Raw genomic sequence first — 14,541 nt, 5'->3', positions numbered from 1 at the left:
CTGCTTCTCCATGACGCCGTAGGTGAAGCGAGCCTTCTGCTTCTCCTGCAGCTGGAGCAAGTACTCAGATTCCTTGATCCGCGCGCGGCCGTGCTGGCCGGGCGGGTAAGGACGACGCTCGAACGATGCGTCTCCACCGATGAGGTCGACGCGGAGTCGACGCGACTTCTTAGTTGCGGGGCCGGTATAGCGAGCCATTTGTTATCTCTTCCTTTCCCGCTTAGACCCGGCGCCGCTTGGGCGGACGGCAGCCGTTGTGCGGCTGCGGGGTCACGTCGGAGATGGTGCCGACCTCGAGGCCGGCTGCCTGCAACGAACGGATTGCGGTCTCGCGACCGGAGCCCGGTCCCTTGACGAATACGTCGACCTTCTTGACGCCGTTCTCCTGCGCCTTGCGAGCAGCGTTCTCGGCAGCGAGCTGCGCGGCGAACGGAGTGCTCTTACGCGAGCCCTTGAAGCCCACGTGGCCGGACGATGCCCAGCTGATCACGTTGCCCTCAGGATCGGTGATCGAGACGATGGTGTTGTTGAACGTCGATTTGATGTGCGCGTGGCCGAGCGGGATGTTCTTTTTATCGCGACGGCGGGTGCCCTTCTTCGGGCCTGCGCTTCGTGACTTCGGAGGCATTACTTCTTCTTCCCGGCGATGGTCTTCTTCGGGCCCTTGCGAGTGCGGGCGTTGGTCTTGGTGCGCTGACCGTGGACCGGCAGGCCGCGACGGTGACGCAGACCCTGGTAGCAGCCGATCTCGATCTTGCGTCGGATGTCGGCCTGCACCTCGCGGCGGAGGTCACCCTCGACCTTCACCGAGGCTTCGATGTATTCACGCAGTTTCGAGACGTCTGCGTCAGTCAGATCCTTCGCGCGCAGGTCGGCCGAGAGACCGGTTCCGGCGAGAATCTGCTTCGAGGTGGTGCGACCCACCCCGTAGATGTACGTGAGTGCGATCTCCAGCCGCTTTTCGCGGGGAAGATCCACACCAGCAACACGTGCCATGTGGCGATTCCTTCGTATCGTTCAGAGGTCTGCTTCCAGTCCGCCCCGAACTCATATGTCGGGCCCCGGCCTCTGAACCGGGGGTAGGTGTTCACGCGTCTGCGAACACTGGTGCTGGAAGTTCATCCGCGATATTCAATTGTCTGTAGTTCAAGCGACCCAAAGAAGGGCGTTGATCAGCCCTGACGCTGCTTGTGACGCAGGTTGTCGCAGATCACCATGACCCGGCCGTTACGGCGGATCACTTTGCACTTCTCGCAGATCGGCTTGACGCTCGGCTTGACCTTCACGTCAGCGTTCTCCTTGTTGAACTTCGAGGGTTACTTGTACCGGTAGACGATGCGTCCACGGGCCAGGTCGTAAGGCGAGAGCTCTACGACCACGCGGTCCTCGGGCAGGATGCGGATGTAGTGCTGCCGCATCTTGCCGCTGATGTGGGCGAGAACTTTGTGTCCGTTCTCCAGCTCAATGCGAAACATTGCATTGGGTAGGGGTTCGACCACGCGACCCTCGACCTCGATGGCTCCGTCTTTCTTCGCCATTTCCTCCGCGATTCTCCGGAGGCACGCTTGTACGCGACTCCGGGCCTGGATCCTTCGACTTCCGGTACGGTGGCACGCATCGATTCCCTCCGCATCGAGCGGCTCACGCCACTCGGTTGCGGACACGCGGAAACCGCACGACGCACCGACGATCGAGTCTACGCGAGGTGAGCGGCCGCATCCAAGTCGAGCCGTTGCACGTCACATGTGCACATTCACGACACCTTCGGGCAAACGTCCCTCGCTGCACCCTGGCACACACGTGCCATGTAACAACACTCGCTATCTTGTTACTTTCGTGGTAGAAATCAAGTCGCAGCCTCAACGTGTCGGCTGACACATAGATGCGTTGGGTCGAGGGGACGAGACGGTCACCGCCAGACGAGAACGACGGGGGTCGGGGATTCATTGGGCATTCCATCTACATATGTTCCCGGATACGCCCGACGGCTGATCCGTACGAAGGACCGGGTCGACCTGTCGCTCGCGTACTTCGGTCAATTCCTCACCTTCGTGTGGCAGACGATCCGGTACGTCCCCGTCACACCGCTGCGGTATCCACGTCAGACCATCCGCACCATCACGGACCTCACGTGGGGTCGAGGAGCAGTCGTGGTCGGCGGCGGCACAGCACTGCTCATGGCAGGCCTCGGCGTCGCGGCCGGGGCGACCGTCGCGATCATCGCCGACAGCACCCTGGACCTCGTCGGCCTCGGCTCGGTGACGGGTTCGGTGTCGTCGTTCGCGATCACCCGCGAGTTCGCTCCGATCCTCGCCGCCGTCGCCTTCGCGATCCAGGCCGGTTGCCGCATGACCGCCGAGATCGGTTCCATGCGCATCAGCGAAGAGATCGACGCCCTCGAGGTGATCGGCGTGCACTCGATGTCGTTCGTCGTCTCTACACGCGTCATCGCAGGCATCCTCACCACGATCCCGACGTTCCTCGTGGCTCTGGTCGCCAGCTACCTCAGCAGTGCTTTCGTGGTGGTGGTCAGGGGCGGCTCCCGCGGTGCGTACGCCCACTACTTCGACCAGTTCGTGAACTTTCCCGACATGGTGGCCGCGACGGTGAAGGTCGTCTCGTTCATCGTGGCGATCACCCTCATCCACTGCTACAAGGGCTTCTTCGCTCACGGCGGACCCGAAGGCGTCGGCATCGCGTCGGGCCGCGCGGTCCGCGCCAGCCTCGTCGCCATCATGATCCTCGACCTCGCCCTGACCCTCGCCTTCTGGGGCGTCAACTCACCGTTCCTGTTCCGAGGGTGAGTCGATGACCGAGTTCCGCATCCCCGGTATGTCCGCCTCGGCAGGCGCCTACCGTAATCGCGCACTGATCACGATCGCCGCAGTCGTCGCCGCCACCGCCGCGACCGTCGTCGGGCTACGGGCGGTCCCCGACGGCACCACCGAGATCACCGTCCGGGCGAGTTCGGTGGCCGGCGGTATCCGTCCCGGCGCCGCGGTCGTCCTCAACGGCTCGGAGGTCGGCGTCGTCAGTGACATTGATGCCCCCGCGCCCGACAGCTACGCCCTGACGCTCGACTTGAGTGGAGACCGCGCCGACGACGCCCTCGCCGTCCTCACCGACCGGACGGTGGTCTCGTATGCACCGAAGAACCTGTTCGGGATATCGGCCGTCGTCCTCACGAGCCAGTCAGGCGGGACCGCGATGCAGAACGGGTCCACACTCGACGCAGGCGAGCCCGAGGACGCGACGATGACGACGCTGCTTCGCAAGCTCAGCGACGTCCAGAACGAGGCATTCGACCCCTACATGAGCGACATCCTGACCGTCGCCGCGAAAGCGACCGACGGTCTCCTCCCGATCCTCGGCGTGGCCGGTCAGATCATGAGCGACGTCGCCGAGACCCAGGTAGTGAGTCCGCGCACGACGTTGCCGCAGTTCGCGCAACTAGTCGCAGGGGTGCGCGGCACTTTCGACGATCTCCTTCCGCCGATTCGACGACTCATGCACTGGCAGGCTCCACGACGAGAGGGCTTCAGCGAACTCGCCGAGCAGGGGCTGTCGTTCACCGAGGGGCCGGTCATGGACGAGGTCACCGCTCTGCTCTCCGACTCCGAGCTCGGACAGACGGCTCCCCTGATGCCGGTGCTGACCGCACTCTTCGATCGCGTCAACGCCACCTTCCCCGATTCGCGGACCAACGGAATCCAGATCGCGACGCTCATCGAGCGGCTCCGCACGGCCCTGCCCGCGGGCCCCGGCGGCAAGCCGGTGCTCACCGTCGACGCAGTGCTCGAATCTGCGCCGGGCCTGAAAGCCGCCCTGGGCCGGCCACCCGCACACGGGCGGGGTGCGAAATGACCAGGTTTCCCCGCGCACTGCTCTATCTGATCGTGTTCGCCGTGTTCTGTGTGGCAGGTGGCCTGTTCATCAGCAATGCCATCGTCCGACCCATCGATACTGCGACCTCGACGTACACCGCCGACTTCACCAGCGTCGCCGGCTTGAAGGTCGGCAGCGACGTCCGCGTCCTCGGCGCGCGCATCGGCAAGGTCACCGACATCTCCGTTCACCATGACGACCAGGACGGCACGTCGGTGGGACGCGTCGAGATGGAGATGGACGAGAACCAGAAGATCTACGACGACACGCGGCTCGCGATCAGATACCTCAACCTGACGGGAATCCGCTACGTCGACGTGCAACAGCAGGCGAAGGCTGGCGCCCAGGTCCGCACCGACCAAGTGGTCGGCACCGACAAGACCGATCCGTCGTTCGACGTGACCCGCGTGTTCCACGGTCTGGCTCCGGTGTTCGCAACCATGAACACCGAGGACATCAATCACTTCTCCGAGAGCCTGCTCGCGGTGATCGAGGGCGACGGCTCCACCTTCAGCGAGTTCGTCGCCTCCCTCACCGAGGTCGTCCGTTTCGTCGACGACCGCGACGCGGTGCTCAACACGCTCGTAGACAACCTGGCCGAACTCTCCGGCTCGGTGACCGGCCGTTCGCAATACATCACACCGATCATCGACTACGTCTCTCGCTTCGGTAGCGTTCTCGCGCAGTGGACACCGTCGCTGCGTGAACTCGCCGACAACACCGGCGACCTCCTGATCCAGGCCGACGACCTGCTCGCCTCGCTCGGCATCGAGCCCAACGGGACCCCGGACGCGAGTTCCTTCCTGGCACAGGCCAGGCCGTCACTCGAAGCCGCCGTCTCGTTGCTCTCACTCGCGCCGGCCCTACTCGACACGATCAACACAGTGGTGCCCGCGCCCGGTGCGACCCCGACCGCATCGGCATGCGGCAAGGGTCGCGCCGAGATCCCGAAGCAGGTCCAGGTGTTCCTCCGCGACAGCCAGGTGACGTTGTGCAAGCGATGAAGATCGTCAGCGCACCGGTCCGGTGGATCGGTGCGCTCATCGGGTGGGTTGTCAACCCGCGCAGTCGAACCGCGTCGCACGACCGCGCAGTCGATCTGGGGTGGGGCGTCGCAGCGCTCTGCGTCACCCTCGTCGCAGTTCTGGCGGGCGGCGCCGTCTACTGGTACTCCCCCGGCCACGACCGGGTCGTTGCGCAGTTCGCCGAAGCCGGCCAACTCGGGTCCGGCGACAGCGTCCGAGTCGCGGGCGTGCCCGTCGGCACCGTCAAGAAGGTCGAACTGCGCAGCGATCACGTCGACGTCGAGATGGCTGTCGACTCAGGCACATTCCTGGGCGACGAGACCAACGCCGACGTGAAGATGCTGACCATCGTCGGCGGCAGCTACATCGACCTGACCACCGTCGGCACCGACCCATTAGGTGACGAGCCGATCCCGGAGAGCCGGACCAGCATTCCGTTCACACTCGCGGAGACATTCCAGAAGATGCAGCCCAAGCTCGACGAGATCGATGCGGCGCCCGCACGTAAGAGCATCGCCCAGATCGGGCAGGCACTCGATGACAATCCCGACGCCTTGCGCGAGAACCTGACGACGATGCGATCGATGCTCACCAACCTGCAGAACCGGCAGGACGAGTTCGGCTCCATGCTCGCGCTGGCCGCCGACTACTCCGAACAGATCAACGCCAACGGTGACGTGCTCACCCAGTTGGCGCGCAATCTCGACTCGTTCGTCACCGAGTACTCGGTATTCGGATCACGGCTCAACGTCGTCCTCGACCATTTGGCACTGCTCCTCGAGCGAGTCCGCGGTCTGTCCATGATCTACCTGTCCGATATTCAACCGCTCGTCGACCAGATCGACGCCGTCGGTCGAGAGTTCGGCCCCTCGATGGAACGCTACGCACCGATGATCGGTCAGGCCCGGGACCTGATCTACCGCCTCGAGGGGATGGTGCAGCCCGACGGATCGATCGTCGTCGATCAGGGAAGAATCGTGCTGACCTCCGACTTCTGCATCCCCATGCCGGGGGTGACGTGCTGATGATCGCCAAGATCCTCGCATCGCGCTGGCTGATCACCGCGGGCGCCATCGCCGTCGTCGTCGCCGTCTCCGCCGGATTCCTGATCGCCGACGCGCGGTCGTCACGAACCGCTCAGTACTGCGCGGAGTTCAACGACGCGATCGGGCTGTTCGACGGCAACCAGGTGACCCGGCGCGGCGTCCCGGTCGGCGAGATCACCGGCGTCGAGTCCGCGGGCGGGCACGCCGTCGTCCGGTTCACCGTTGCCGACGACGTGCAGATCCCGGCCGACGCCGAAGCTGCAACAGTGGCGCCGTCGGTGATCGCCGTCCGACAACTCGCGCTCCTCGGCGACTACGACGGCGGCCCCGAGTTGCAACGCGGGCACTGTGTCCGGCTGGCGAACACGAACACCCCGGCGTCCATCTCCGAGTCGCTGCAGAGCCTGTCGGACGTCGCGGCCGAATTGACGACCGCGGGGCCGCTGCGCGAAACGAAGCAGATTCTGTCGGCCATGTCGAACCTCGACAAGGCCTTGGACGGCACCGGCCCCCTGCTGAACACCATCATCAAACAGCTCGCGACGCCCGGGAACTCACCGATCACCGGTGCGCTGGACGACACGTCCCGCATCATCGACAGCGTCAGTTCGCTCTCGACCGGTCTCGCGGACAACTGGCCGTTCCTCGAATCGTTCATCACTCAGATCTCCGACGTCGTGAAGCCGCTGATCCTGCCGACTGTCGGCAGCGTCAGCCGGATCATCGGCGCACTCCCGGAGACGCTCACGGTGCTGAGCACAGTCATCGACCGCTACAGCCACTTCGTCTGGCCGGCCACCGACGTCGTCGTGCCGATAGCACGGGTGGTCGGCAACGGTATGCGCAACTTCGGCGACATTCTGGGGATTGTGCCGGTGCTCATTCGCGCATTCGACATCTCCTTCGACCAGCGCTCTCTCGGTCTGCGCATCAAATACACCCCGCCGACCACGCGCATCCCCGCCGACGATCCGGCCAGAACGTGCGCCAACATCAACCGCTACGCGCCGGGCCAATGCACCGTCACCGATCCCTCCGGGATGGACATCGACGCGTTGACGCTGGCCTTAACCTTGACGGGAGCGGCCCGATGACCGCCTCGCTTCACACGGCACCAGGTCCCGTCGCCCGCATGATCGTGATCGCACTGGTCGCTGCCCTCGCTGTCACGGGCTGCTCGACGTACGCCGAGTTCGCACCCGAGAACCTGCCGACACCCCAAGGCCTTCGGGACGGTCGTGCGATCAGTGCGCTGGTCCCTACGGCGGTGAACCTCCCGCGCGATTCGACAGTGCTCGTCAACGGCATCGACGCAGGGGGTGTGTCGGCGATCGAGCCGGCCGACGGCGCCACCAGAGTCACGATGCGGATCGATGAGTCGACCGTCGTCTCGGCGAGGGCCCGGTTGGAGATCAAACAGGACACCTTGCTCGGCGACACCTACGTGGCGATCACCAACCCGTCCGACCCGACTGCCGACGCGTTGCCTGAGGGCGGGACGCTGCGCATCGAGCAGGCCGCCGAACCGGTCGAGATCGAGCAGCTCCTCTCGAGCCTCGCGAACTTCCTCGGCAGCGGAAGTCTGGTGCAGTTGGGCGCCACCTTCAGTCGACTCAACGGCCAGTTCCCCGAGGATCGGAAGGACATCGTCGAGATCCGGTCGGTCCTCGCCGACACTCTCGACACCTGGGCGTCGAACACCGCAGACCTCGGATCCGTCCTCGACGATGTCGCAGGTCTGTCCCGGAAACTCGCGGCGTCGAAGGGCACCCTCGAATTCGCCTTGAGCCCGGCTGGCGTCAACCAGTTCCGAGCCATCAGCAGCACCACCTACATGGTCGCCATCCTCGCCCGACTCTCCGACGCCCTCGGTCCGGCGATGCCGCTGGTGCCAGTCCTCTCGAGCCTGACCCGAGTGGTCCGAGACGTCGTCACCCCGCTCCTGATCCCCGGTTTCCCCGGCAACGACGTCTCGAACGCCGAACTGCTCACCGATGTGATCGACGACAAAGTCCTGCCATGGCTCAAGAACGCGCCAGGGGTGAATCTGCGGTCGGTGACGGTCGAGAATGGCGTGTCCGATCGTGACCTCTCCCGCGAGATGGTCCGCGTCTTCCGCATGTTGGGGATGATCCGATGAACCGGAGCAGCCGGATCGAGTTGGCGCTGAACGTCATCGCGTTCGCGACGGTGATCATCGTCTGCGGGGCCTACCTCGCGACCCAGGCCTACCACTGGAGACCCCTCCAGGACACGAAGACCGCCTACGTCGGCGTCACCGACACCAACCTGGTCCTCGAGGACACCGGTGTGTTCGTCAGCGGCGTCCGGATCGGGAAGGTCTCCGACGTCAGGATCCAACCGGACGGCGCCACTCTGGTGCTCCGATACGACGCCGCCAATTCGCTGCCCGCCGACTCCGTTCTGTCGGTCGGTCTGCAGTCCGCGCTCGGCGAGCCCTACCTGAACTTCGCGCCCGGCTCCCGCGGCGGGCCCGCGTTGGAGAACGGTGCGACGATCGCCGCGAAGAACCTGGACGAACCCGAATCGATCCCCGGGATCTTCGACAAGATCTCCACGATGTCGTCGGTGTTCGACGCCGGGCCGATGTCGGGGATCTTGGAGTCCGTGGCACAGGCCCTCGACGGCACCGAGGGATCGCTCGATCGGATCAGCGACGGGACCCGCCTGGTGGCGACGATGTTGATGACGCACTCACCGCAGATGCGGAGGATGTTCGCCAACACGCAGGTCTACACGTCCGACCTGGACTGGGTCATCAAGGCACTGCCCCAGTTCTCGGGCGGTCTGCGCGACATCGTCGTCAAGTTCCTGGCCGCGTTGGAGGCGACCGGCGACGTCGTCGACAAGGGGCATCTGAACTCGGCGGCGCGCGACTCGCTCGCGCCCTTCCTCGCGAAGCTCAACCCATACCTCGCGGACATCGTCCCGCCGGTGATGGACGCCGTCGGTCCGCTCATGCCGATCGCTGTCGCGGTCGACGACACCGTTCCGCAGATCGACATGAGCGCCGTCCTCGCCCAAGCGTTGAAACTGCTCGGCGGCGGCGACGGCGTCACCCTCGTCATCACCCAGCCGAACTGACTCACCCACCCGACTGCATTTTCGTATCGAACAGGAGTATCCGATGTCTGAGAACGACACCGACAAGAGCGACGTGGCCACGGTCGACACCGTCGACGACGCGGTCGACGAGACGACCGCCGACGAGACGTTGACCCAGAAGAACGCCAGGGGGTCGGGCGGACGGGGTCAGGTGACGATGTCGATTCCGGCCCTGATCGCCTCACTGCTCGCCGGGTTGTTGATCGTCGTACTGGCTGCGACGACGGTTTTGTTCGTGCTCCGGGACTCGTCCGCCCGCAGCGACCTCGACGCGATGCGGGCGAGCGCCGCCGACGACGCGGGTGCGCAAGAGGTGGCAGGCAAGTACGCGGTGTCAGCGGCGACGCTCGACTACCAGGATCTGACGCCGTGGATCACGGCGATGAAGAAGGGCGTGAGCCCGGAACTGTCCAAGCGCTACGACGCGGTTGGTCAGACGATGGAACAGATCATCACCCCGTTGCGCATGAAGACGAGCGCCGAATTGGTGACGACGTCGGTCTCCGACTCCGAGGGCGACCTGTATCGGGTAGACGCCGTCGTCAACGTCAACACCTCGACCGTGCAGAATCCGAACGGCTCCAATGCCGTCGCTGTCTACAAACTGACACTCGACCGGTCGAAGGACTGGCTCATCACCGAGGTCGGCGACCCGACGAACACCGTCGCAGGGAACCTCGGATCTACACCCGATGCACCGGCGCCTGCAGCACCGGCACCGGCCGCGCCCGCGCCCGCAGCCCCCGGCGCCCCGCCCGCCGACGGGGCGCCCGGTAACTGACATGCGTATCGATGACCGGCCGCGGCCGTCCGCGTTGAGCGGCTTCGCCGACAACGTCAACGACAACGCGCTCGGCCCGATCCGAACGCTGGGGCGCACGTTCCGCCTGGCAATCGTCTCGATCATCCAGATGTTCCTGGACATCGTCCGCGGCGAGTTGAAGATCCGCGAGACCGTCGTCATGGGCTGGTATCTCGTGAGCGTCACCGCGGTGCCCGCGTTCCTGATGGCGATCCCCTTCGGTGTCATCGTCACCATCCAGATCGGCAACATCATCAACCAGCTCGGCGCACAGTCGTTACTGGGCGCCGCGAGCGGTTTCGCGGTGATCCAGCAGGCGGCTCCGTTGGCGTCCGGGATCCTCCTCGGCGGGGCGGGAGCGTCGGCCATCGCCGCCGATCTGGGTGCACGAACCGTGCGTGAGGAGATCGACGCGATGCGCACGATGGGCGTCGACCCGATCCAACGTCTCGTCGTCCCACGGGTGCTCGCAGCTGCGATCGTCGCTCCGCTACTCGCGTTGTTCATCATCCTGGTCGGAGTGGTCGCCGCGTTCTACCTCGCGGTGACGATCCAGGGCGTCGGGCCAGGCAGCTACTGGCAGTCGTTCGGCGCGTTCGCGTCGGGCCGCGACCTGCTCCTCGGCGTGATCAAAGCGATCGTCTTCGGCATCATCATCGGCGTCGTCGGCTGCCAGCGGGGCCTCGAGGCGCGCGGCGGCCCACAGGGCGTCGCGAACGGTGTCAACGCCACCGTCGTCATCTCGACGGTCGCCATCATCGGCGTCAACTTCATCATCACGCTCGTCTACACGGTGTTCTTCCCGATCCAGATCGGCTAAATCCGCACTTCGCGTGATTCGTTCCGGCCCCGTGACAATATGGACTCCATGCGTGCATTTCTGATCCGAAGCGCCCTTTCCGGCCTCGCATTGTGGATCGCGACTCTCATCGTCCCCGGCGTCGAGTTCGACTTCGGGGATCTGACGTCCTGGTGGAACAAGCTCGGAGTCGTACTGCTCGTCGCCGTCGTCTTCGGTCTCGTGAACGGAATCATCAAGCCGATCATCCAGATCCTCGCGATCCCGCTGTACATCGTGACCCTCGGCCTGATCCACATCATCATCAACGCCTTGATGCTCAAGCTGACCGCCTGGCTCACCGACAATGTCTTCCACGTCGGCCTCGAGGTGGACGACATCTTCTGGTCGGCGATCTTCGGCGCCATCGTCATCTCGATCGTCGGCTGGTTGGCAGCGCTGATGATGAAGGACAGGGTGGAGAACCTGTGATCCCTGCGGCCGCCTGAGGGTGGTGGCACGGATCCGTCGTCGACCCCGGCACGAATGTCCGTTATCTCTGCTCGGCCGCTCGGTCGGCCGGGGTCGCGTTCTCGATCAACCACAAGAAGGGTGTCGACTGCCCGAGCTGCGCGTGGGCCAACCCCGACAAGTCCAAGCCAACTCGGAGTACTGGCTCGGTCTGCAGGGACGCATCGGCGAACCGATGTACCAGGCGGCCGACTCCGACCAGTACCGCCCGATCTTGCGGGACGACGAGCCGGGCGCCCGGGCGCCGAGACCGGCGGGCCGGTCACACAGTAGCGCCGTCGACTAACCTCGCAGACATGCGCGCAGTCCTTCAGCGAGTCAGTGCAGCGGCGGTCACCGTCGGCGGCGAGGTGGTCGGGTCGCTCGATCTGCCCGACGGCGCGCAGGGGCTCGTCGCGCTCGTCGGGGTCACCCACGACGACGACGAAGCGAAGGCCCGCACCCTCGCCGACAAGATCCGCGGTCTGCGGATCCTCGACGGGGACGGCGTGCGGCCACAGGCCTCGGCCGCGGACCTCGATGCGCCCATCCTGGTGATCAGCCAGTTCACCCTCTACGCCGACACCGCGAAGGGCCGCCGCCCGTCGTGGAACGCGGCGGCTCCCGGCCCGGTCGCCGAGCCGTTGGTCGACGCCGTCGTCACCGCGCTGCGCGAGGCGGGCTCCACTGTGGCGACCGGCCGATTCGGCGCCCATATGAACGTCGACCTCGTGAACGACGGGCCCGTGACGATCATCCTCGACGTCTGATCGCCACACCTATCCGGTCCGGTGTTTGCGCAGGCAGCACTGGTATTCTTGCGCGGTGCCATCGCCGTCCACCGCCCGTGTCCGATCTGTGAGTGCTCGCTCGCCCGCAGTGCTCATCGGGGCGGCCGCACTGCTGTTGGCGCTCACCACCGTGATCGGTCTGGCCCTCGGCGCCTGGCACGGGTACTTGGACCTGATGGTGTACCGACTCGGCGCACAGGCCTGGCTCGACGGCGACGGCGTCTACGGTCCCCTCCCTGCGCTGGGCAACGGCGAGGTCCATCTCCCGTTCACCTATCCCCCGCTCGCCGCCATCGCCTTCGCTCCACTGGCCGCGCTCCCCGAAGCTGCGGCGAGCGCCGTCATGTTCGCGTTGAGCCTGGCCGCTATCGCTCTCACCGTGTGGCTCGTCCTCGATCGGATCCGGCCGTCGACCGATCGTGGCGTCCGGTTGGCAGTTGTCCTCGCGACCGTCGCTGCGGCCGAGTACATCGAGCCGGTTCGGGAGACACTCGGATTCGGTCAGGTCAACGCGCTTCTCATGGCCGCCGTCGCCTTCGACGTCCTCACGAGATCGGACAAGTGGCCACGCGGGATCCTCATCGGGATCGCGATCTCGATCAAGCTGACTCCGGCAGGGTTCCTCCTGCTGTTCCTGTTGCGCCGGGACTGGCGGGCGTTCGCGACGACCATCGTCTCCACGATCGCGGCAGTCGGCGTCGCCTGGCTCGTGATGCCGGACGACTCCCGCGAGTACTGGTTCCACAAACTCAGCGAGACCGGCCGCATCGGCGCCCCGCACTTCGCAGGCAACCAGTCGCTGAAGGGCCTGGTCTTCCGCTTGGGTCTCGGCGAGTCGACGTCGACGCTGCTGTGGCTGGGACTGTCGGCGATCGCCGTGATCTTCGCGGCGGTGTGGATGCGCCGATTGATCGCCGACGGCAAGCTGACCACGGCGCTGCTGGTCAACGCGGGCGTGATCCTTCTGGTGTCGCCGATCAGCTGGTCGCACCACTGGGTATGGGTGGTTCCCGCCCTCGCCGTCGCGGTGGACGCTGCCCTCGTGAACAGGGCGGATGGACGCCGCGACCGCTGGCTCACCGCCGCGATCGGGGCGGCCCTCGTCCTGTTCTACCTGGGACCGCACTGGTTGTTGCCCGCGCGTGACGATCTGGAACTGACGTGGACATGGTGGCAGCAGATCATCGGGGCGTCGTACGTGATCTTCACGGTCGGAGTGCTCGCCATCGGTGCGTGGCCAGCGCGCGACGCCACTCGAATCACTGCACGTCGGTGATGCACCAGCCGTCGCTCTCGCGGCGCAGGGTCATCGGAATATCGGTCGTGGTGGAGCCGTAGCGCAGCACTCCGGCGACGCTCGCACTGTCACCGGTGATGGTGACGTCGTCGACGACGATCTCGGCCTTGCGCGTCTCGTTGCCGCCTGTCGGCAGGTCCGGGACTCCGCCCCCGCCGCTGACGACGGGGCCGAGCGCTTGGCACATGCGTTCGCTCGCTCCCCGCAGGTCACCGCGCGACATGTCGCCGAGATATCCGCGCGCCTGGGCTTCGACTTGTTCGGTGTCCGACTTCGGTCCGTCGCCAGAGGTCGCCGCGCGGTAGATCGCATAGCCGCCGACGATCACCGCGAGCACGCAGAGGGCCGCGATCCCGAGGGCAGCGAGCCGTCGCCGTCGGTCTGGAGCAGACCGCCCGGTGTCGGGTGCGTTCGATTGCGTCGCCATAGTGGACAGAATCGTACTCCGCCACGATCGCGACGATTGCGAATCAGGGACAGCGCGAAATCAGGGTCGGACAGTGAGGATCCGCGGACCGTCCTCGGTCACGGCGACGGTGTGCTCCCAGTGCGAGGCGCGCGTGCCGTCGTCGGTCACGACGGTCCAGCCGTCGTCGAGCTCGGTGGTGTCCCGCGTGCCGAGCGTCAGCATCGGTTCGATGGCGAGCGTCGACCCGACCACCAGACGGGGGCCGCGGTTGGCTTTGCCCTCGTTCGGGAGGAAGGGTTCCATGTGCATCTCGCGGCCGATACCGTGTCCGCCGTAACCTGCGACGATCCCGAACGTGCGGCCGAATTCTGTTTCGGCCGCACGGGTTCGGGCTTCGATGGCCGCGGACACGTCGGTCAGACGTCCGCCGTCGATCATCGCGGAGATTCCCGCCTCCATCGACAGGCGGGTGGCCTCGTTGAGGTCACGATCGTCTGCCGAGAGGTCTCCGACGCCGAACGTCCACGCCGAGTCGCCGTGCCAGCCGTCGAAGATGGCTCCGCAGTCGATGGACACGAGGTCGTGTTCGGCCAGAACGACGTCCTTGGACGGAATCCCGTGCACCACGACGTCGTTCACGGAAGCGCAGATCGACCCGGTGAAACCGTGGTAGCCCTTGAAGGACGGAACCGCTCCGGCCTCCCGGATTACCGTCTCGGCGACCTCGTCGAGATCAAGGGTGCTGGCGCCGACGACGGCGGCCGCCCGGACGGCGACGAGCGCCGCCCCGACGATCTCGCCTGCGGCGGCCATGACGTCGAGTTCGCCTGCCGTCCGAAACGGAACGGCTTTGGGTTTACGGAATCCCACAG

19 protein-coding genes and 1 pseudogene are annotated in these 14,541 nt (G+C 65.7%); 13 read left to right on the top strand and 7 right to left on the bottom strand.

Annotation, left to right across the window (positions count from 1 at the left end; all coding sequences use genetic code 11):
• From ACTIMF_RS07460 to infA, 5 genes and pseudogenes are all read right to left on the bottom strand, one after another.
• Positions 1 to 198 (bottom strand): annotated as a pseudogene (locus ACTIMF_RS07460) (30S ribosomal protein S4); the annotation flags it as partial.
• A gap of 22 nt (positions 199 to 220) precedes the next feature.
• The gene (rpsK, locus tag ACTIMF_RS07455; RefSeq protein ID WP_237008999.1) at positions 221 to 628 is read right to left on the bottom strand and encodes a 30S ribosomal protein S11; all 408 of its coding nucleotides are present in this window, start codon (positions 626 to 628) and stop codon (positions 221 to 223) included.
• Positions 628 to 996, bottom strand: a complete 369-nt coding sequence (rpsM, locus tag ACTIMF_RS07450; protein WP_442349643.1) for a 30S ribosomal protein S13 — start codon at positions 994 to 996, stop codon at positions 628 to 630. Before rpsM ends, rpsK begins: the two co-directional genes overlap by 1 nt.
• Before the next feature lie 176 nt (positions 997 to 1,172).
• Positions 1,173 to 1,286, bottom strand: a complete 114-nt coding sequence (rpmJ, locus tag ACTIMF_RS07445; RefSeq protein WP_009679193.1) for a 50S ribosomal protein L36 — start codon at positions 1,284 to 1,286, stop codon at positions 1,173 to 1,175.
• A 30-nt stretch (positions 1,287 to 1,316) separates the two neighbouring features.
• The gene (gene infA, locus ACTIMF_RS07440) at positions 1,317 to 1,538 is read right to left on the bottom strand and encodes a translation initiation factor IF-1 (protein ID WP_007616247.1); all 222 of its coding nucleotides are present in this window, start codon (positions 1,536 to 1,538) and stop codon (positions 1,317 to 1,319) included.
• A 408-nt stretch (positions 1,539 to 1,946) separates the two neighbouring features.
• Between infA and ACTIMF_RS07435 the strand changes: the two genes are divergently transcribed.
• From ACTIMF_RS07435 to ACTIMF_RS07375, 13 genes are all read left to right on the top strand, one after another.
• Entirely contained in the window at positions 1,947 to 2,804 is an 858-nt protein-coding gene (locus tag ACTIMF_RS07435; RefSeq protein WP_442349642.1) for an MlaE family ABC transporter permease, read from the top strand.
• A 4-nt stretch (positions 2,805 to 2,808) separates the two neighbouring features.
• On the top strand, positions 2,809 to 3,864 hold the full coding sequence (locus ACTIMF_RS07430) for a hypothetical protein (protein WP_442349641.1): 1,056 nt from the start codon (positions 2,809 to 2,811) through the stop codon (positions 3,862 to 3,864).
• A complete protein-coding gene (locus ACTIMF_RS07425) occupies positions 3,861 to 4,889 on the top strand; it encodes an MlaD family protein (protein ID WP_442349640.1) in 1,029 nt (342 codons plus the stop codon). Before ACTIMF_RS07430 ends, ACTIMF_RS07425 begins: the two co-directional genes overlap by 4 nt.
• Positions 4,886 to 5,935 carry an MCE family protein gene (locus tag ACTIMF_RS07420; protein WP_442349639.1) on the top strand — a complete coding sequence of 350 codons (1,050 nt, stop codon included), beginning with the start codon at positions 4,886 to 4,888 and terminating at the stop codon, positions 5,933 to 5,935. Before ACTIMF_RS07425 ends, ACTIMF_RS07420 begins: the two co-directional genes overlap by 4 nt.
• The gene (locus tag ACTIMF_RS07415; protein ID WP_442349638.1) at positions 5,935 to 7,050 is read left to right on the top strand and encodes an MlaD family protein; all 1,116 of its coding nucleotides are present in this window, start codon (positions 5,935 to 5,937) and stop codon (positions 7,048 to 7,050) included. The genes ACTIMF_RS07420 and ACTIMF_RS07415 overlap by 1 nt, the downstream gene beginning before the upstream one ends.
• Positions 7,051 to 7,088: 38 nt before the next feature.
• On the top strand, positions 7,089 to 8,096 hold the full coding sequence (locus tag ACTIMF_RS07410; RefSeq protein WP_442349637.1) for an MlaD family protein: 1,008 nt from the start codon (positions 7,089 to 7,091) through the stop codon (positions 8,094 to 8,096).
• Positions 8,093 to 9,061 (top strand): MlaD family protein, encoded by a 969-nt coding sequence (locus tag ACTIMF_RS07405; RefSeq protein ID WP_442349636.1) that lies wholly within the window; start codon positions 8,093 to 8,095, stop codon positions 9,059 to 9,061. The genes ACTIMF_RS07410 and ACTIMF_RS07405 overlap by 4 nt, the downstream gene beginning before the upstream one ends.
• A 43-nt stretch (positions 9,062 to 9,104) precedes the next feature.
• Positions 9,105 to 9,863 (top strand): hypothetical protein, encoded by a 759-nt coding sequence (locus ACTIMF_RS07400; protein WP_442349635.1) that lies wholly within the window; start codon positions 9,105 to 9,107, stop codon positions 9,861 to 9,863.
• Between the two features lies 1 nt (position 9,864).
• Positions 9,865 to 10,704: an MlaE family ABC transporter permease gene (locus ACTIMF_RS07395; RefSeq protein WP_442349634.1), complete on the top strand. Its 840-nt coding sequence runs from the start codon at positions 9,865 to 9,867 to the stop codon at positions 10,702 to 10,704.
• Between the two features lie 48 nt (positions 10,705 to 10,752).
• The gene (locus ACTIMF_RS07390) at positions 10,753 to 11,154 is read left to right on the top strand and encodes a phage holin family protein (RefSeq protein WP_442349633.1); all 402 of its coding nucleotides are present in this window, start codon (positions 10,753 to 10,755) and stop codon (positions 11,152 to 11,154) included.
• Positions 11,155 to 11,296: 142 nt separating this feature from the next.
• Positions 11,297 to 11,479, top strand: a complete 183-nt coding sequence (locus ACTIMF_RS07385) for a hypothetical protein (RefSeq protein ID WP_442349632.1) — start codon at positions 11,297 to 11,299, stop codon at positions 11,477 to 11,479.
• 10 nt (positions 11,480 to 11,489) lie between these two features.
• Positions 11,490 to 11,942, top strand: coding sequence for a D-aminoacyl-tRNA deacylase (dtd, locus tag ACTIMF_RS07380; protein ID WP_442349631.1), 453 nt, complete (start codon positions 11,490 to 11,492; stop codon positions 11,940 to 11,942).
• Between the two features lie 55 nt (positions 11,943 to 11,997).
• Entirely contained in the window at positions 11,998 to 13,239 is a 1,242-nt protein-coding gene (locus tag ACTIMF_RS07375; RefSeq protein ID WP_442349630.1) for a glycosyltransferase 87 family protein, read from the top strand.
• Here the strand turns inward: ACTIMF_RS07375 and ACTIMF_RS07370 are convergent.
• Positions 13,223 to 13,687, bottom strand: a complete 465-nt coding sequence (locus tag ACTIMF_RS07370; protein ID WP_442349629.1) for an Rv0361 family membrane protein — start codon at positions 13,685 to 13,687, stop codon at positions 13,223 to 13,225. The two genes, ACTIMF_RS07375 and ACTIMF_RS07370, sit on opposite strands and share 17 nt — an antisense overlap.
• A gap of 60 nt (positions 13,688 to 13,747) precedes the next feature.
• Entirely contained in the window at positions 13,748 to 14,539 is a 792-nt protein-coding gene (map, locus tag ACTIMF_RS07365; RefSeq protein ID WP_442349628.1) for a type I methionyl aminopeptidase, read from the bottom strand.
• Between the last annotated feature and the right edge of the window lie 2 nt (positions 14,540 to 14,541).

It is taken from the genome of Gordonia sp. (in: high G+C Gram-positive bacteria) (genome assembly GCF_052106715.1).
Taxonomy (GTDB): Bacteria; Actinomycetota; Actinomycetes; order Mycobacteriales; family Mycobacteriaceae; genus Gordonia.
The sequence above is the reverse complement of the archived record's forward strand: the minus strand, read 5'-3'. Positions and strand labels throughout refer to the sequence as shown.